The sequence below is a fragment of the Streptomyces bobili genome, assembly GCF_002154575.1.
GTDB classification, from domain to species: Bacteria; Actinomycetota; Actinomycetes; order Streptomycetales; family Streptomycetaceae; genus Streptomyces; species Streptomyces bobili.
Map to the genome: position 1 here is coordinate 1 of NZ_MUBA01000372.1, position 17,111 is coordinate 17,111.

Consider the following 17,111-nt stretch of genomic DNA (forward strand, 5'->3'; position numbering starts at 1 on the left):
ACGGTGACCTGACCGCGCCGCACCGTGGGGACGGGGGCGGCGCGGTCAGGTCACCGTCCGGTCATCCCGCGGACGGCGGCCTGGGTCTTTCGGGGCCGAGGCGCAGTGCCGGCAGTACGGCCGCCTCCACGAAGCGCAGCAGGTAGGCCTCGTCGGCGTATTCGCCGTCCACCACGGGGCGGGCGCGGACCATGCCGAACATCTGGGCCGGGATGTACTCCAGCGCCGGATGGCCGGCCTCGACCTCGCCGCGCTCGACGCCCCGGCGCAGGATCTCCCGCAGCGCGGTGATCTCCGGTTCGACGATCGCCTCGCGCAGCGCGCCCGCGAGGTCCGCGTCCTGGGTGACGGCGTGCCCCAGCGCCTGGAGCAGCTTGGTGTCGGTCATGGACCAGCGGGCGGCTCCCCGCGCGGCCTCGCGCAGGTCCTCGGCGAGTGAGCCGGTGTCGATCCCGGCGAGCCGCGACTGGCGGCGGGAGCGCAGGGCGGCCACCACGAACTGGGGCTTGGTCTTCCACTGCCGGTACAGCGTGGACTTGCTGCACCGGGTACTGGTGGCGACGCCCTCCATGGTGACGGCCTCGTACCCGCACTCGCGGATCTGCTCCAGGACGGCGTCGAAGAACTCCTGCTCACGCTCGGGCGTGAGCTTGGAGCGGCGCGAGGCGGCGACCGACTCCGGTCCGTCCGCGTCCTGCGACGTCATTCGGCCCTTCTCCTCACTGCTGTCCGGCGGCCCCCGAGGGGGCCGTACCAGTGTGTCCTATCTCAATCGATACGCCAGTGTACCGGTACTCATTCGTATCGGTACACTGGCGTATCGGTACGATGTCGTATCGATGGTGCATGCATGGGTTACCGGCCACAAGCCTTCCCGCCCGAGCGGCATCAGCAGCAACAGCAGCAACAGCAGCAACAGCAGCAACAGCAGCGAGGCGTACGCGCACCAAGCACACGCAAACGCATACGCACCACCCACACGCACCACGTCAGTGAAGGGGCCGGGGGATGAATGCCCGAACCGAGCCTGAAGAAGCGGAACCGGCCACACCGGTACGGCCGCCGCTAGTCCGGGAGCTCCTGCTCGTCGCAGGGCTCTTCCTCGTCTACAAGTTCGGCCGTCAGCTGGCCACGGGCCACACCGCCGAGGCGTTCCGCAACGCGCATGGCGTGTGGGACGCGGAACGGTGGCTGCGGCTGCCGGACGAGGACACGGTGCAGTCCCTGCTGCTGCACGGCGACGGCCTGGTCCACATCGCGAACACCTACTACGCGACCGTGCACTTCCCCGCCACCGCCGCCTTCCTGATCTGGCTCTACCTACGACGCCCCGCGCACTACGTCTGGGCCCGCCGGGTGCTCGCCGCCGTCACGGCCGCCGCCCTGGTCGCCCATCTCGCCTTCCCGCTCGCGCCGCCCCGGATGCTGGTCTCGACGGGCCTGATCGACACCGCGCGCGTGTACGGGCCTTCGGTGTACGGGCCGCCGCAGACCGACACCCTGTCCAACCAGTTCGCGGCGATGCCGTCGCTGCACTTCGGCTGGGCGGTGATGGTCGCCGTCGGGCTGATCGTCGCCACCCGGTCGCGCCTGCGGTGGCTGTGGCTGCTGCACCCGCTGCTCACGCTCCTGGTGATCGTGGGCACCGCGAACCACTACTGGCTCGACGCGCTCATGGCCGCCGCGCTCCTCGCTGTCGCTCTCCTGGTGATCCGTGCGCCGCGGCGCACGGCGACGACGGCCGGACGCGGTGCGCCCGCCCTCGTACCGGCCGAGGAGCAGGTGCCCGAGGAGACGGTCGCCCAGGAGAAGGTCGCCCAGGAGCCGGTGCTCGTGGGGACCGGCCGATGAACGCCGCCCTGTTCGCCGTCGTCCTGTCGCTGTTCTCCGCGGTCGCCTACGCTGCCGCGGCCGTCGCCCAGGAGCGGCTGGCCTCCCGCTCCCCCGGCACCGGTGTCGTCGGCATGCTCGGCAGCGGCGCGTGGTGGGCCTCGGTCGGGCTCAACGGCGGGGCCGCCGTGCTGCATGTCGTGGCCCTCAAGTACGGCCCGCTGACCGTGGTGCAGCCGCTCGGCGCGCTCACCCTCGTCGCGGCGGTGCCGCTGGGGGCGCGCATCGCCGGGCGGCGGGTCGGCGCGGCCGAGTGGCGGGGCACCGCCCTCACCCTGCTCGGGCTGGCCGCGATCCTGGTCACGGCGTCCGGTCCGGCCCCCGACGACGTACTGAGCGGGTCCGAGGCCGTGGCGGTGGCGGGGGTGACGGCGGCGCTGATCGGGCTGGTGGCCCGGCCCGGCACCCGGCCGGGTCTGCGGCACGCGGGCGCGTCCGGTTTCGCCTCCGGGGTGGCCTCCGCGCTCACCCAGACGGTGACGGTGGCCGCGACCGACCGGTCCGGCCCGGTGCTCAGCGTGCAGGTGATCGGGGTGGCGCTGCTGGTGGCCGCCTTCGCCACGGGTGGGCTGCTGCTGTCGCAGACCGCCTACCGGGGCGGACTGGGCGCCCCGCTGGCGGTGGTGACACTGGCGAACCCGCTGGCCGCCGCGGTGATCGGCCTCACGCTGCTGGGCGAACGGCTCCAGGGCGGGGCGGCGGGCGTGCTCCTCGCGGCCGGCGGGGCGGGACTCTCCGCCTGGGGCGTGGTCCTGCTGTCCCGCGCGACGCCGCAGCCCGTCGCGGCTTCTGCGGAGGTGGCAGCCGCCATGCCTTCGACGGCTCCGTCGGTGGGCCCCGGTGCGGAACTCGCGGCGCTGTACGCCTCGGGACACACCCCGCGCCACGTCGTGCGCCACGACGACAGGCCTGCCGTGCGCCACGAGGACGAGCACGATGAGCATCCGGTGGCCGCGGTGCTGGCGCTGAAGCCGCGGACGGCTTCCGCCGACCCCGCGCTGCTGCCCCGGCCGGCCACGGGACCGGGGCACCTCACGTCACGGTGACCGGCGTCAGCCGAGGCCGCGGGAGTCCTGCTTCAGCGCCGTGTCCACCGTGAGCGCGGTGGCGACGACCAGGCTCAGCAGGGGTTCGGGCAGCTGGTAGTGGATCTGCAGGACGTAGTTGTCCGCGGTGGTGAACAGGGTCTTGGCGAGACCTTCCCAGGTCTTGGTGATCCGGGCGACCTCGTTGTCGGCGTGGTCGACGATCGCGAAGTTCCAGGCCCGCCAGTTCTCCGCCTTGATCGCGCCGACCTGCCGGCCGTCCGCGTTGATGGCGAAGTTGATCTTCCCGAAGACGTTCTGCTGGGCGATCTCGCCGACCGGCTGCCCGTCGGGACGCGTCACGATCACCCGCGACTTCAGGAACTTGCGCGGGCGGGTCAGCAGCAGCACCGGCTGACCGTAGGAGTCGCGGATCTCCAGCTTGTGCGTCATGAACTGGTCGATGCTGGCGACGAAGCGCAGGACCTTCTTCAGCGCGCTCTGCCCGACCTGCACGACCGAACCGAGCTGGTTGCCCTGCTGGTCCATGACCTTGTACTCGTTGGTCAGCTCGATCAGCTTGGCCTTCTGGTTGACCACCAGCACCGGCTCGCTGAACAGCGTGCCGCCGCCGGGGCCGCCCGCCGCGACGCCCGCCTGCTGCTGCACCTGCTGCTGGACGCGGGGGTCGGGTCCGGCGGCGGGCTGGGCCGGCACCTGCGGCTGGAAGGGCTGCGCCGGTATCGGCTGCACGGGCTGCTGAGCCGGTACCTGAGGCTGACCCTGCGCCTGCTGCTGCTCGGCGTGGGTGTGCTCGGTCCACTGGGATCCGTCCCAGTAACGCAGGGTCCGGTCGGCCCCGTGCGGGTCCGGATACCAACCTGCAGGTGTGTTCGAATGCGTGGTCACCGGGGCACACTACCCCGAGCCCACCCGGACCTGACCAGCCCCCACGATGCGGTGTTCACCGGGCTTTTACCCTCGCGGCACACTCACTCCGTGACGATGGCAGGGTCGCTCACACCAGGGCGTCCGTTCTCGACGTGCCCGGCCAACCGCCGCTGGAACGACGGGTCGGCGACCGAGGTCACCGTGAGGTCGTACCAGCGCCGGCTGCCGCTCAGGTCGACGGTGCGCTTGAGGACGGCACCCACCTTGACCCGTACCGTCGTCGTACGGCCGCGGTAGCCGTCGGCCACCTTCAGCTCCACCGTCGCGGAGCCCCGGTTGGTGAAGGTCAGCTCCACGTCGTCGCCGACGTGCCGCGCCACGACCTCGGGTCCCGCGGCCTTGCCCGGCCCCTTGAAGACGCGCAGGAAGCCGTTCGGCCCGTGCACGGTGAGGTCGTGGGAGCCGCCCGAGTACGCCGCGTTCCAGGTGTCGGAGATCTTCTTGCCGGCTTCGGTGGTGTAGGTCCAAGGCCCGTCGGTGCGGTTGCCGGAGGTGACCAGGAAGGCGGCGCCCGCCTTGGCGCCCGAGGCGAAGGTGAGCGTGAACCTCCCGGTGGCCGGATCTGCCGAACCGTCCACGGACGGCGCGTACTTGAGGGGGCGGGCGGGCCGCAGACCGCGCTCCTGCCCGGGGAGGGCGCCCTCGGCGGGCGGGGTGGGACGGTAGTCGGGGTGGCGCTCGCGGTCCTGCGGCTCGTACCCGTCGGTGTCGGGCAGGGCGACCGGAGCGGTGTCCTTGCGGGAGAAGTCGAAGGCCCCGGTCAGGTCACCGCAGACGGCTCGCCGCCAGGGCGAGATGTTCGGCTCGTGCACCCCGAAGCGGCGCTCCATGAAGCGGATGACCGAGGTGTGGTCGAGGGTCTCGGAGCAGACGTAACCGCCCTTGCTCCAGGGCGAGACGACGAGCATCGGCACGCGTGGGCCGAGGCCGTACGGACCGGCGACGCGGTCGGCGGCGCCCGGATACAGGTCCAGGGTGACGTCCACGGTGGACCGGCCCTGTGCGTCGGACGCCGGCGGCAGCGGCGGCACCAGGTGGTCGAAGAAGCCGTCGTTCTCGTCGTACGTGACGAACAGCGCGGTCTTCGCCCACACCGCCGGGTTGGAGGTGAGCGCGTCCAGAACCTGGGAGATGTACCAGGCACCGTAGTTCGAGGGCCAGTTGGAGTGCTCGGAGAAGGCCTCGGGGGCGGCGATCCACGAGATCTCGGGCAGCTTGCCGGCCTTGACGTCGGCCCGGAGCCGGTCGAAGTAGCCGTCACCGTTCTTGACGTCGGTGCCGGTGCGGGCCTTGTCGTACAGCGGGTCACCGGGGGAGGCATCGCGGTACTTGTTGAAGTAGAGCAGCGAGTTGTCGCCGTAGTTGCCGCGATAGGCGTCCTGGATCCAGCCCCAGGAGCCCTGCGCGTCGAGGCCGTCGCCGATGTCCTGGTAGATCTTCCAGGAGACGCCCGCCTTCTCCAGCCGCTCGGGGTACGTCGTCCAGTCGTAGCCCAGCTCGTCGTTGCCCATGACGGGGCCGCCGCCCTGGCCGTCGTTGCCCGTGTGACCCGTCCACATGTAGTAGCGGTTCGGGTCGGTGGAGCCGATGAACGAGCAGTGGTAGGCGTCGCAGACGGTGAACCTGTCGGCGAGCGCGTAGTGGAAGGGAATGTCCTCACGGGTGAGGTACGCCATCGTCGTCGTGCCCTTCGCGGGCACCCACTTGTCGTACCTGCCGCCGTTGTAGGCCGCCTGGCCGTCGGGCCAGCTGTGCGGGAGGCCTTCGAGGAACTGCATGCCGAGGTCGTCGGCGGTCGGGTGGAACGGCAGGAGGTCCTTGGTGCCGTCCGACTGGTGCCACACCGACCTGCCGTTCGGCAGCGTCACCGGATGCGGGTCCCCGAAGCCGCGCACGCCCCTCAACTTGCCGAAGTAGTGGTCGAACGACCGGTTCTCCTGCATGAGGACGACGATGTGCTCGACATCCTCGATCGTCCCGGTGCGGTGGTGGGCGGGCAGGGCCGCGGCCCGCTCGATGCTGCTCGACAGCGCGCTGAACGCCGTGGTGGCACCCGCGATCTGGAGGAATCTGCGCCGGTTGACTTCGGACATGGGTGAAGGACCTCTCGTGCGGGGCGTGTTCGGCGGCCGGTCGTTCGCTGCGGAATGCGCGCGCAAGGAGTGTTCCAAGAGGACACAACGGGAGGGAAGGCCCGGATGGCCGCCATGTGAAGGTCGCCGGTACGGGGGGTGCGGGACCGTACCGGGGCACGTCCCGGCCGCGCCGCTCCGGACATGGCTCGGCCCGCGCCGACCTCCCCCTCCCCCAACGAAACGTTTGCGTTTCGCTCGAAGAGCACCTACGCTAGGTGTACGAAACCGTTTCGTTTTACTTGTTCGTCACACGAACCACGACTGGAGTACGTCCCCATGGCTCAGACAGCCGCAGCACCGGACACGGTGTCGCTCGGGAAGAGCGGTAGGCAGACGGAGGAAGCCGGGCCCAGCCATCGGTGGTGGATCCTCGCCGTCATCGGGCTCGCCCAGCTCATGGTCGTACTGGACGCGACCATCGTGAACATCGCCCTGCCCTCCGCCCAGGCCGACCTCGGCTTCTCCGACGGCAACCGGACCTGGATCGTCACCGCCTACTCGCTCGCCTTCGGCAGTCTGCTGCTGCTCGGCGGCCGGATCGCCGACCTCTTCGGCCGCAAGCCCGCCTTCCTGGTGGGTGTGGGAGGCTTCGCGGCCGCCTCGGCCCTGGCCGGCGCCGCCACCAGTTTCGAGATGCTGGTCGCGGGCCGCGCGCTCCAGGGACTGTTCGGCGCGCTGCTCGCGCCCGCCGCGCTCTCCCTGCTGACCACCACCTTCACCGACCCGAAGGAACGCGCCAAGGCCTTCGGTATCTTCGGCGCGATCGCGGGCTCCGGCGCGGCCGTCGGCCTGCTGCTCGGCGGTGTCCTCACCGAGTACATGGACTGGCGCTGGACCCTCTACGTCAACCTCTTCATCGCGGCCTTCGCCCTGGTCGGCGGCTTCCTGCTGCTCCAGCGCACGGCTCGTGACCGCGGCTCCAAGCTCGACATCCCCGGCACCGTCCTGGTCACCACCGGCCTCTTCGGCATCGTGTACGGCTTCTCCAACGCCGAGTCCCACGACTGGAGTTCACCGCTCGCCTGGGGCTTCCTCGCCGCGGGCGCCGTGCTGCTGACGGCGTTCACCTGGTGGCAGACCAGGGCCTCGCACCCGCTGCTGCCGCTGCGCGTGCTGCTGGACCGTGACCGTGGCGCGTCCTTCGTCGCCATGCTGATCTCCGCCGCCGGAATGTTCGGTGTGTTCCTCTTCCTCACCTACTACCTCCAGCTCAGCCTCGGCTTCTCCGCCGTCAGGACCGGACTGGCCTTCCTCCCGATGGTCGCCGCCCTCATGCTGACCGCCACCCTGTCCACCAGCGTCCTGATCCCGCGGGTCGGACCGAAGATCGTGGTCCCGCTCGGCATGGTCCTCGGCGCCGCCGGCATGGTCTGGCTGACCGGCCTCGGCCTGGACAGCACCTACGCCACCCATGTGCTGCCCCCGCTGGTGGTCACCGGCCTCGGTATCGGCCTCATCATGGCCCCGGCCATGAGCCTCGCCACCAGCGGCGTGGCCAGCGACGACGCCGGAGTCGCCTCCGCCTCCGTCAACACCATGCAGCAGATCGGCGGCTCCATCGGCACGGCCCTGCTCAACACCCTGGCCGCCAGCGCCGCCACGTCCTACCTGGTCGGCAAGGACCCGACCGACAAGCTCAACCAGGCCCAGGCCGCGCTGGAGTCCTACTCCACCGCCTACTGGTGGTCGGCCGGCTTCTTCGCCGCCGGCGCCCTCCTCACGGCGGTCCTCTACCGGCGCGGCGTCCCGGCGGTCGACGCGGATGCCGCCCCCACCGTCCACATGTGAGCGGCATGTGGTGACCCGCGCCCGACCGTGGGGACGGGGACGGCGCGGATGACGGGCCCGGTGCTTCCTGAGCACCGGGCCCGTCGGCGTCCGCCCACCCGACTCTTCCGTCTGGCAGAAGCCGCCTTGCCCGGCCCGCGCACCCGCCACGACCCTGAGTCCACGACGGCACGCGGGGCGACGAAGCCCCGCCGACAGGGACGGGAACGCCATGCCACACACGACCGACTTCGCCAGGAACCAGTGGTACGTCGCCGCCTACAGCCACGAGGTCGGGCGTGCGGAGCTGCTCGGGCGCACGGTGCTCGCAGAGCCCCTCGTGCTGTACCGGACCGAGGACGGGACGCCCGTCGCCCTGCACGACCGCTGTGTGCACCGCCGATTCCCGCTGTCCGAGAGCCGCCTCGACGGAGACCGGATCGTCTGCGGCTACCACGGCTTCACCTACGACACGAGCGGCACCTGCGTGTACGTGCCGGGGCAGAAACGCATCCCGCGCACCGCCCGCGTCGCCTCCTACCCGGTCGTCGAACAGGACTCCCTGGTGTGGGTGTGGATCGGCGACCCGGCACTGGCCGACCCGCGGACGATTCCGCGGGCCCGGCACCTGGACGCCCCCGGCTGGACCACCGTGCGCGGCATGGAACCGATCGACGCCGACTACGGGCTCCTGGTCGACAATCTGCTGGACCTGTCCCACGAGACGTATCTGCACGGCGGATACATCGGCACGCCCGAGGTCGCGGAGACGCCGATCACCACCGAGGTCGACGAGGGCGCGGGCATCGTGCGGGTCGGCCGGCACATGGACGACGCCGAGTGCCCGCCGTTCTACGCCCGTTCGACCGGCATCCAGGGCCGCATCACCCGCTGGCAGGACATCGAGTACCACGCGCCCTGCCTGTATCTGCTGCACAGCCGCATCGCGCCCGTCGGCGTCCTGCCGGAGGCCGACGGCACCGACCCGAACGGCTTCCACACCGAGATCACCTACGCGATCACTCCGTCCTCGGACGGCAAGGTGTACGACTTCTGGATGGTCTCGCGGGACTGGGCGACGGACGACGACGAGGTCACCGAGTTCCTGCGCGGCAACAACCACACGGTCGTCATGCAGGACGTGGACGCGCTCAACCTCCTTCAGCGCACGCTCGGTTCGGAGCGGACGGGCTACCAGGAGCTGAGCATCAACATCGACACCGGCGGCCTCGCCGCCCGCCGGATCCTCGCCCGGCTGGTCGAGGAGGGCGCCAAGCCGCAGGAGGTGCTCCGGTGAGCGGAGCGACCGGCGAGGTCTACCGCATCGCCTGGCTGCCGGGCACGGACGTCCTGCACGGCACCTGCCACTGCGGGGCCGCGCACGCCGCCCAGGACCCGGTGGAGATGTGGGAGTGGATGCTCGGCCACCCCGAGGGCCACCGGCCACCGAGCCCCGCCGGACATCCCGCAAGCACGGGAAACACCGGAAGCACCAACGACGGAAACACCGACAACGGAAGCGCCGCATGACCACGGTCTACGAAACACACCTCGTCGTCGACGGCATACAGTCCGCCGCCGACGGTGTACGGGCCCTCTCCCTGCGCCACCCACTCGGCGAATCCCTGCCCGCCTGGGAGCCCGGCGCCCACATCGACCTCCTCCTCGGCCCGGGGCTGGAGCGCCAGTACTCGCTGTGCGGTGACCCGGCGGACCGTTCCGTCTGGCGGATCGCGGTGCTGCGGGAGCCGCACGGCCGCGGTGGATCGGCCCACGTGCACGAGCGGTTGAGGCCGGGCGACACGGTGCGGGTGCGCGGTCCGCGCAACCACTTCGCACTGCGGCCGGCCCCCCGCTACCGCTTTGTCGCGGGCGGCATCGGCATCACCCCGATCCTGCCGATGCTCGCGGCGGCCGAGGCGGCGGGCGCCGAGTGGAGCCTCCTCTACGGCGGCCGCTCCCGCGCCTCGATGGCGTTCACCGAGGAACTGGCGCGGTACGGCGACCGGGTCACCCTCGCCCCGCAGGACGAGGCCGGACTGCTCGACCTCGGCCCCGTGCTGGACGCGCTGCCCGAGGGGACCCTGGTCTACTGCTGCGGCCCCGGTCCACTCCTCGACGCGGTCGAGGCCCGCTGTCCGTCCGGTGCGCTGCGCGTAGAGCGGTTCCAGGCGAAGGAGCGGCAGGGCGGCGAGGACGCCGGGTTCGAGGTCGAGCTGGCGAGCAGCGGCCGTACGCTGACCGTCGCGCCGGGCGTGTCGGTGCTGGACACCGTGCGCGCCGCCGGGGTCGAGGTGCTGTTCTCCTGCACCGAGGGGACCTGCGGCACCTGTGAGACCGACGTCCTCGACGGGGCCCCGGACCACCGGGACTCCGTGCTCACCGACGAGGAACGGGAGGCCGGGGAGACGATGATGATCTGCGTGTCCCGCTGCCGGGGGAAGCGGCTCGTGCTGGACCTGTGACGTGCGGAGCCGCACGCGGCGAGGCGCTGCGCCGACTCGGCTGCGACGACGGCCTGGCGTGAGGACGAAACCCGCCGCCCTCCCGCTGACCCGGGCGCCGTCGGCGACCTGAACGCCGACGGTGCCCGGTCAGTCCTCGGGGGCGGGGACCACGCTGAGGTGTCCGGCGGTGCGGCGCGGACGCCGTACCCGGCGGGGCGCCGGCGCGGGTGCCTCGCGCGGCACCATCGTCATCCGCGTGTACCCCATCTCGCCGAGGGTGCGCGGAGTTTCGCAGACGATACGGCACTCGGTGGCGGGCCGGCGCGGGTCGTGGTGGAGCAGGGTGCGGACCGCGCCGTCGTGCTCGACGGCGTCCTCACCCATGGCACGGACCCAGTGCGGCAGTCCCTGCCGGTACGCGGCCTCCATCAGGGGGTCCTGGGCGATCTCGCGGCGGATCGTCTGCAGGACGGGATCGTGACCATGCCGTTCGAGGGTCTCGGCGAACCGGGCGAGCATCGGCAGGCACCAGCCGGCCTCGTGGTCGCCGAGGACCGAGGGCGCGTCCGGGTGAAACAGGACGAACCGCAGGAAGTTGTCGTCCGGCTGAGCTGTCGGGTGCGGGCTCACATCCCGGAAAAGTGACGCGAAAGCGGCGTTGGCGAGGACCACGTCCCAGCGGTGGTCGAGCACGACCGAGGGAAAGGGCACGGCCTCCAGGTACGTGGCGTAGTCGCGTAGATAGGACTGGGCCTCGGGACTCTCGGGGACGGGCCGCGGCACCGGCCACTGCCCACCTGCCTGATATGCCATCGGGAGGTCACCCCTCTTGCCTCTGCGGCCTTCACACGGCGTGCCGATCCTCATGCCCGGCACGCTGCGTGTCAACTATCGTGGCATTCGGCGCTCGTTGACGGCTGAAATTGGCCACAGTTGTGGCGAGACCTGGATGTGAGTTCGAAAGACCGGTTACTCTCCGGGCAGTTCACGGCGATCGCGTGTGCCCGTGAGAGGCTCGTGAGAGACGTAGGAGACCTGTCGGTGACGGATGGCTTCGAGGTTCCGGGCGCCACGGCGACGGTGCTGCTGTCGGCCGTCGTCGCCCGCGTCACCGCTCTCGCCGACCGGCTCGGCGTACCCCACGCGGAGGTCTTCGGCACGGGGCGGCTGTCCGTCGCCTCCGGCGTCCCCGAGTCCGTGGTCAAGGCCCTTCTGAGCGGCCGTCCGGCGGGCGAGCCGGATGTGCAGGCCCGGTTCTTGCAGCGCCTGGATCTGCTGCGCCGCACCCGGCTCAAGCCCAACGGCCGCAGACACACCCAGCAGGAGATCGCCGACGGCGCCGGCATGTCGCGCCAGCAGGCGGGCGCCCTCATCAACGGCGACCGCCGCCCCACCATGGAGCACTGCGACGCCCTCCAGCGCTTCTTCCGCGTGCACGCCGGTTTCCTCACGGCCGAGGACCCGGAGGCGCTGGCCGGTGCCCTGCAGCACATCGAGCAGGAACTGCTGCAGAAGCTCGCCGCGCGGGAGGCTGCCGCGGCGGCCCCGGATCCGCTGGAGCGCCTCCTCCAGGACCACGGAGTGCGCGGGATCGCCTGGCGGGCCGCCCAACTCCCCACCGACCAGCACCGCGACAAGGTCGCCGAGTGGCTGGACATGCTCCTGGAGAGCGTGAAGCGGCCCGAGTCGTGAGCAGGGGGCGAACCAGGAGAGGCGTGGGCATCGCCAAGGACATGCGCCGCCTGTGCGCCGAACTGGTCGGGGACCTGACCCTGTCCGCTCCCGCCGTCCCGGCCGACCTGTACACGGCCCTGTGCGAGGGCATGAGCCGCCGCCGCGGACGCCCGGTCACCTTCCGTACGGCCGCGTTCCCGCCCGGCACGGCCAGCGGCCTGTGGCTCGACATGGCCGACCAGGACCTCGTCGTGATCGAGGAACGCACGGCGCCCGGCCACCAGTTGGTGATCCTCGGCCATGAACTGTGGCACATGGAGGCGGGACACCACGGCCACCATGTGGAGGGCGCCGCGGTGGCGGCCCGGCTGCTCCACGACGAGGCGGACCTTCGGGCGACGGTCCGCAAGGTCGCCGCACGCAGCCCCTCCGACCAGGCCGACGAGCGGGACGCCGAGAGCTTCGGCCTGCTCCTCGCCAGCAAGTGCCGTACGTGGCTGGCCGATTCGGCGCCGCGCGGACGCGGGCGGCGCGACCACCTGGCGGGCCGGATCGAGGCGGCACTGGGATACCTGGGGCCCCAGGACCGGCCCGGCCGCTGAGCGGCCCTGGGGGTGACCGTCCGTCAGGTCGTCACGTGGCGCTGCGCTCGCTGGCTTCCTTCAGGTCCCTCTCCCCGGCCGCCGGCGAGGCTCCCGCGCCGGGCCGGCCCTCGCGCAGCAGGCCGCGCCAGCGGTCGCGGCTCCAGTCCGCCGGCGCCGTGGTGCGGGTGAACTCCTCGACCAGGGAGCGGAACCGGGCCGGGTCGGTGTGGAACGGGAAGTGCCCGGCGCCCTCGAAGATCTCCAGCCGGCTGCCGGGCATCGCCTCGTGCGCCCCGTACGCGTGCTGGACCGGCACCACGCTGTCCCGGTCTCCCCACAGCAGCATGGTCGGCATGCCCTCGGTCAGATAGCAGCGGTCGAGCATGGTGACGACCTGGCCGCGCCAGTCGACGACCGCGCGCAGGGTGCGGATGAAGGCGTTGCGCGAGGTCTCGTCCGGCAGGGCGTCGACGAGGGTGAGCAACTCGGGCGCGTCCTGCCCCAGATCGGTGTCCAGGAGCCTCATCAGCCGTACGGCGAGGCCGACCTGGAGGCGCATGCCGGGCAACCGCAGGGCGGAGAGCGCCAGATGGGCGCCGGGCAGCGACACCAGCCGCAGCCCGGGGTTGACCTCACGGCCGACACCGCCCGCGCTGACGAGGATGAGGCGCTCGGTGCGCTCGGGGAACTGGTAGGCGAACTGCATGGCCACTCCCCCGCCCAGGGAGTGGCCGACCAGGGTCGCCGACTCGATGCCGAGCGTGCTGAGCAGGTCCCGCAGGCCGTTGGCGTAGGCGGCCACCGAGTAGTCCGCGCGCGGCTTGTCGGAGGCGCCGTGGCCGAGGAGGTCGGGGGCGATCACGGTGTGCGTGCGGGCGAGGTCGGGGATCAGTTCGGCCCAGGTGGCGGAGGAGTCCCCGATGCCGTGGATGAGGACCAGCGCCGGTCCCTCCCCGGCCATCCGGAAGGCGCGCCGGTAGCCGTGCAGGACACGGTGGCGCACCTGGAGTTCGCCGTCGCCGACCCGGCGCAGCCGTGGGGCCCGCGCGGGGCGGTGCTGCGGGGTGTCGGCCACCCGTTCGCCTCCCGTCACCGTGGCTCCCGGCGGTCGGCCGAGAGCCCTTCCTTCCAGCGTAGGGATGCTTTCCTTCAGGGGATTTCGGTGACGTTTCGCCTCCGCTAAGCGGGCGAACCGGTGCCGGGGAAAGCCGGATTGTCAGTGGTGGGCGGCAAGCTGGGAGGTGCGCCGCCGTGCGGGGGCGCACGCGCCGCCGGGCGCGGGGGAGACGACGCCGACACGGGGAGAGCCGACCGATGCCCACTGCCGTACTGACCGACCGCGAGCGCACCGCCGTACAGGCGTACCTGCGGCTGCTGCACACCGTCCGGGCGGCGTTCGGGGAGGACACGGGCGGTCCGCCGTACGACCGCCGGCCGCCGTTGGTGCCGCCCGCCGTCCTCGCCGAGGCGGAACAGGCGCTGGCGGACGCGGGGCTCGCGGGCAACGAGGAGGAGTTCTTCCGCCTGCTGCACGGCTGGCTCCCGGACCGGTGACGGCGGGGACCGCGGCGTAGGGACGGTGCGGGCCGCGGTCCGCCGCGAGGCTCAGCCGTGCGGGACGGTGATCGCCGTGGCCACCAGTCCCCGCCCGACGGTCCAGCCGCCCTCGAAGTGTCCGAGGCGGCAGCCGTCGACCACCGGTCCCGGGACGAGGAGGCGGGCCCGCAGGGTGCCCTGGGCGGCGCCCGCGGGGCCGGCGTCGATCTCGATGTCGGCCTCGCTGAAGTCCAGCCACTTGCGGGTCAGGGGGAACCACGCCTTGTAGACGGACTCCTTGGCACTGAACAGCAGCCGGTCCCAGTGCACGTCGGGCCGGTCCGCGGCCAGCCGGCGCAGCCGTTCGCGCTCCGCGGGCAGCGCGATCGCGGACAGGACGCCGTCCGGGAGCGGCTGGTGCGGTTCGGCGTCGATGCCGAGCGAGGCCAGGTCGCCGGCCCGGACCAGGGCGGCCGCGGCGTAGCCGTCGCAGTGGGTCATGCTGCCGGCCAGCCCGGCCGGCCAGGTCGGGGCGCCGCGCTCACCGGGCAGCACCGCCTGCGGGGGCACGCCGAGCTTCTCCATGGCACGGCGGGCGCAGGAGCGTACGAGGGTGAACTCGCGGCGGCGTTTGGCCACGGCCCGTGCCACCAGGGCCTCCTCCTGCGGGTACAGCGGGCCGTCGCCGAACTCGCGGACGCCGTCCTCGCCGTGCGCCTCCACGGCGATCACCGTCTCCGGCAGCAGCTCCTCGATCACGCGCTCTCGTCCTTCCAGGGCAGGATGCGGCGCAGCCGGCCCGGCGGCTGCGGGCGTTTGCGCCACTCGCGGGGGTAGCCCACCGACACCTCCTCGAAGCGGACACCCTCGTGCCAGGTGGTCCGGGGGATGTGCAGATGGCCGTAGACCATGGCGGCGACGCGGAAGCGGCGGTGCCAGTCCGCGGTCAGCCGGGTGCCGCACCACATGGCGAACTCGGGATACCACAGGACGTCGGTGGGGTGCCGGTCCAGCGGATAGTGGTTGACGAGGACGGTGGGCAGGTCCTCCGGGAGGGCGGCGAGCCGGCGCTCGGTCTCGGCGACGCGGGCCCGGCACCAGTCCTCGCGGGTCGGGTAGGGGTCGGGGTGCAGCAGGTACTCGTCGTTGCACACGACGCCGGTCCCGTGCGCGTACTCCAGTCCCTCCTCCTTGGTGGCGCAGCCGGCCGGGAGGAACGAGTAGTCGTAGAGGAGGAACAGCGGGGCGATCGCGACGGGGCCGCCGGGGCCGTCCCAGACCGGGTAGGGGTCCTCGGGGGTGACCACGTCCAGCTGCCGGCACATCTCGACGAGGTGCTCGTAGCGGGCGACGCCGCGCAGCGTGACGGTGTCCTTGGGGTGGGTCCACAGTTCGTGGTTGCCGGGGGTCCAGACGACCTTGCGGAAACGGCTTGCGAGGGTTTTCAGGGTCCAGTGGATGTCGGCCACGTTCTCCGAGACGTCACCGGCGACCAGCAGCCAGTCCTCGTCGGTCTCCGGGGCCATGCTCTCCACCAGGGCCCGGTTCTCCGGATAGCCGATGTGCAGATCGCTGATGGCCAGTAATTGCCCGGCTCCACCGGCCGTCGACGTCACCCTGTGCTCCCGTTCCCCGACTGTCACCCGTCACCGCGCATGCGTGATCGACACCGCGGCTCCCCCATCCTTACCGCGCTCCCACCTCGTACGAACATGATCGGAAAATCCGTAACACGCGCGTTGCACGCGGCACCTTCGGGACCCCGTATGATCGCCCCAACACCACCGCCCCGACCTCCCGTCGCGCACGGCGGTTTGGTGTCCCTCCACTCCCCCTGCCCGGGCCGGGCCTGCTTCGCCCTGCCCGCGAACCGTGAAAGGTGGCCTGCATGGTCTCTCGCGTACGCGTCTGGCTCAACCGCACGTACGCGGAGAACGTGTTCTTCATGGATCAGCTGCGGAGAAATCCGAGCGACCGGGCCGTGGACATCCACGCCACGCACGGTGACGCCGATTCTCCCGTCCTGGCCGCCGCCGACACCGCCGATCTCGAGCCGGAGGGCCTGTCCCCCGCCGGGTACGTGGAGTACGCCCTCGACCAGTGCCGTCGCCGTGGCATCGACGTGTTCGTGCCCCGGCTGCACCAGGCGGCGATCGTGGCGCACCGCGCCGACTTCGCCGCGGCCGGTACGGCGCTCCTGGCACCGCCGCCCGAGGCCGTCGCCGTCTTCCACGACAAGGTGATCGCCTACGAGGCCGTCCAGGCGATCGGCGTGCCCGTGCCGCCGTGGCGGCGGGTGCGCACGGCGGACGAACTCGTCGCGGCTGTCGATGAGTTGGAGGCCGACGGCCACAGGGCGTGCTTCAAGCCGGCGTCCGGCGCGGGCGGCGTGGGTTTCCGCGTGATCACCCGCGCGCCGTTCTCCCTGTCGCAGCTCAGCGGCTTCCCGACGCCGTACGTCCAGCTGGACCTGGTCGTCGAGGCGTTGAAGCAGGCCGAGGAGGAGGCCGAGGAGCAGGTGGACTGGCTGGTGATGCCGCGGCTGGAGCAGCCGGAGGTGTCGGTGGACTGCCTGACCGGTCCGGACAACCGCATCCGGCTGTCCATCGGCCGGACCAAGAACGGCCGCCGCCGGGGTTTCACCCTTCAGGAGCAGTGGCTGGAACCGGCCCGGCGGATCGCCGAGGGCTTCGGGCTGCACTACCTGTCCAACATCCAGTTCCGGATGTTCGGGGATGTGCCGGTCCTGATGGACGTCAACACGCGTCCGGCCGGAGGGCTGCACCAGCTGTCCCTGTGCGGGGTCAACGCCCCTTGGGCGGCTGTGCAGTTGGCGCTCGGCGAGGATCCGGGTGAAATCGTTCCGCCGTTCCTCGGGCAGGACTACGCGATCGTGTCGGGGCCGCGGCAACTGCGTGCGGTGTCGTTTCCGCAGCAGCGGGTGGAGGAGACGGAGCCCTTGCCGGCGGCCGTCCCGGCGCCGGTCGACTCCGTCGAGGTGAGCCAGACCGCGCAGGCACTGCCGCTGTAGGGTCTGTCGTTCGGATCAGGCCGGCCGTGACCGACGGTTCGTCCCGGCTGCCCGCGACGCCGGCATGATCC

General features: G+C 71.8%; 17 protein-coding genes. 10 read left to right on the forward strand and 7 right to left on the reverse strand.

Annotated elements, in window-relative coordinates; translation table 11 throughout:
- Positions 1–61: 61 nt before the first annotated feature.
- Positions 62–706: a TetR/AcrR family transcriptional regulator gene (locus BZL64_RS26875; RefSeq protein WP_086771764.1), complete on the reverse strand. Its 645-nt coding sequence runs from the start codon at positions 704–706 to the stop codon at positions 62–64.
- Positions 707–1,008: 302 nt separating this feature from the next.
- Here BZL64_RS26875 and BZL64_RS26880 point away from each other — a divergent pair, with 302 nt between their 5' ends.
- Together BZL64_RS26880 and BZL64_RS26885 are read left to right on the forward strand one after the other, a co-directional pair.
- On the forward strand, positions 1,009–1,851 hold the full coding sequence (locus tag BZL64_RS26880; protein WP_086771765.1) for a phosphatase PAP2 family protein: 843 nt from the start codon (positions 1,009–1,011) through the stop codon (positions 1,849–1,851).
- The gene (locus BZL64_RS26885) at positions 1,848–2,936 is read left to right on the forward strand and encodes a DMT family protein (RefSeq protein ID WP_086771766.1); all 1,089 of its coding nucleotides are present in this window, start codon (positions 1,848–1,850) and stop codon (positions 2,934–2,936) included. Before BZL64_RS26880 ends, BZL64_RS26885 begins: the two co-directional genes overlap by 4 nt.
- A 6-nt stretch (positions 2,937–2,942) precedes the next feature.
- On the opposite strand, the gene BZL64_RS26890 is transcribed toward BZL64_RS26885, so the two are convergent.
- Together BZL64_RS26890 and BZL64_RS26895 are read right to left on the reverse strand one after the other, a co-directional pair.
- Positions 2,943–3,824: an LURP-one-related family protein gene (locus BZL64_RS26890; RefSeq protein ID WP_086771767.1), complete on the reverse strand. Its 882-nt coding sequence runs from the start codon at positions 3,822–3,824 to the stop codon at positions 2,943–2,945.
- Positions 3,825–3,907: 83 nt separating this feature from the next.
- Complete coding sequence (locus BZL64_RS26895) at positions 3,908–5,959, reverse strand: phosphocholine-specific phospholipase C (RefSeq protein ID WP_086771768.1); 2,052 nt, start codon at positions 5,957–5,959, stop codon at positions 3,908–3,910.
- Positions 5,960–6,277: 318 nt separating this feature from the next.
- Between BZL64_RS26895 and BZL64_RS26900 the strand changes: the two genes are divergently transcribed.
- The 4 genes from BZL64_RS26900 (at position 6,278) to BZL64_RS26915 (ending at position 10,233) form a co-directional block, all read left to right on the forward strand.
- Positions 6,278–7,789, forward strand: a complete 1,512-nt coding sequence (locus tag BZL64_RS26900) for an MFS transporter (RefSeq protein WP_086771769.1) — start codon at positions 6,278–6,280, stop codon at positions 7,787–7,789.
- A gap of 211 nt (positions 7,790–8,000) precedes the next feature.
- Positions 8,001–9,065, forward strand: a complete 1,065-nt coding sequence (locus BZL64_RS26905; RefSeq protein WP_086771770.1) for an aromatic ring-hydroxylating dioxygenase subunit alpha — start codon at positions 8,001–8,003, stop codon at positions 9,063–9,065.
- Complete coding sequence (locus BZL64_RS26910) at positions 9,062–9,298, forward strand: hypothetical protein (RefSeq protein ID WP_086771771.1); 237 nt, start codon at positions 9,062–9,064, stop codon at positions 9,296–9,298. Before BZL64_RS26905 ends, BZL64_RS26910 begins: the two co-directional genes overlap by 4 nt.
- Positions 9,295–10,233, forward strand: a complete 939-nt coding sequence (locus tag BZL64_RS26915) for a PDR/VanB family oxidoreductase (RefSeq protein WP_086771772.1) — start codon at positions 9,295–9,297, stop codon at positions 10,231–10,233. The genes BZL64_RS26910 and BZL64_RS26915 overlap by 4 nt, the downstream gene beginning before the upstream one ends.
- 129 nt (positions 10,234–10,362) lie before the next feature.
- On the opposite strand, the gene BZL64_RS26920 is transcribed toward BZL64_RS26915, so the two are convergent.
- A complete protein-coding gene (locus BZL64_RS26920) occupies positions 10,363–11,028 on the reverse strand; it encodes an MmyB family transcriptional regulator (protein WP_086771773.1) in 666 nt (221 codons plus the stop codon).
- A 228-nt stretch (positions 11,029–11,256) separates the two neighbouring features.
- Between BZL64_RS26920 and BZL64_RS26925 the strand changes: the two genes are divergently transcribed.
- Positions 11,257–11,907 (forward strand): helix-turn-helix domain-containing protein, encoded by a 651-nt coding sequence (locus BZL64_RS26925; protein WP_086771774.1) that lies wholly within the window; start codon positions 11,257–11,259, stop codon positions 11,905–11,907.
- A 41-nt stretch (positions 11,908–11,948) separates the two neighbouring features.
- Positions 11,949–12,491 (forward strand): toxin-antitoxin system, toxin component, encoded by a 543-nt coding sequence (locus BZL64_RS26930; protein WP_086771779.1) that lies wholly within the window; start codon positions 11,949–11,951, stop codon positions 12,489–12,491.
- A 31-nt stretch (positions 12,492–12,522) separates the two neighbouring features.
- Here BZL64_RS26930 and BZL64_RS26935 read toward each other — a convergent pair whose 3' ends face one another.
- On the reverse strand, positions 12,523–13,566 hold the full coding sequence (locus BZL64_RS26935) for an alpha/beta fold hydrolase (RefSeq protein WP_425276073.1): 1,044 nt from the start codon (positions 13,564–13,566) through the stop codon (positions 12,523–12,525).
- 221 nt (positions 13,567–13,787) lie between these two features.
- Between BZL64_RS26935 and BZL64_RS26940 the strand changes: the two genes are divergently transcribed.
- Entirely contained in the window at positions 13,788–14,027 is a 240-nt protein-coding gene (locus tag BZL64_RS26940; RefSeq protein ID WP_086771775.1) for a hypothetical protein, read from the forward strand.
- A gap of 51 nt (positions 14,028–14,078) precedes the next feature.
- Here the strand turns inward: BZL64_RS26940 and BZL64_RS26945 are convergent, their stop codons facing one another.
- Together BZL64_RS26945 and BZL64_RS26950 are read right to left on the reverse strand one after the other, a co-directional pair.
- Positions 14,079–14,768: a 4'-phosphopantetheinyl transferase family protein gene (locus BZL64_RS26945; protein WP_086771776.1), complete on the reverse strand. Its 690-nt coding sequence runs from the start codon at positions 14,766–14,768 to the stop codon at positions 14,079–14,081.
- Positions 14,765–15,625: a metallophosphoesterase family protein gene (locus BZL64_RS26950; RefSeq protein WP_086771777.1), complete on the reverse strand. Its 861-nt coding sequence runs from the start codon at positions 15,623–15,625 to the stop codon at positions 14,765–14,767. The genes BZL64_RS26945 and BZL64_RS26950 overlap by 4 nt, the downstream gene beginning before the upstream one ends.
- A gap of 272 nt (positions 15,626–15,897) precedes the next feature.
- On the opposite strand from BZL64_RS26950, the gene BZL64_RS26955 reads away from it, so the two are divergent.
- Positions 15,898–17,040, forward strand: a complete 1,143-nt coding sequence (locus tag BZL64_RS26955) for an ATP-grasp domain-containing protein (RefSeq protein WP_086771778.1) — start codon at positions 15,898–15,900, stop codon at positions 17,038–17,040.
- Positions 17,041–17,111: the final 71 nt, after the last annotated feature.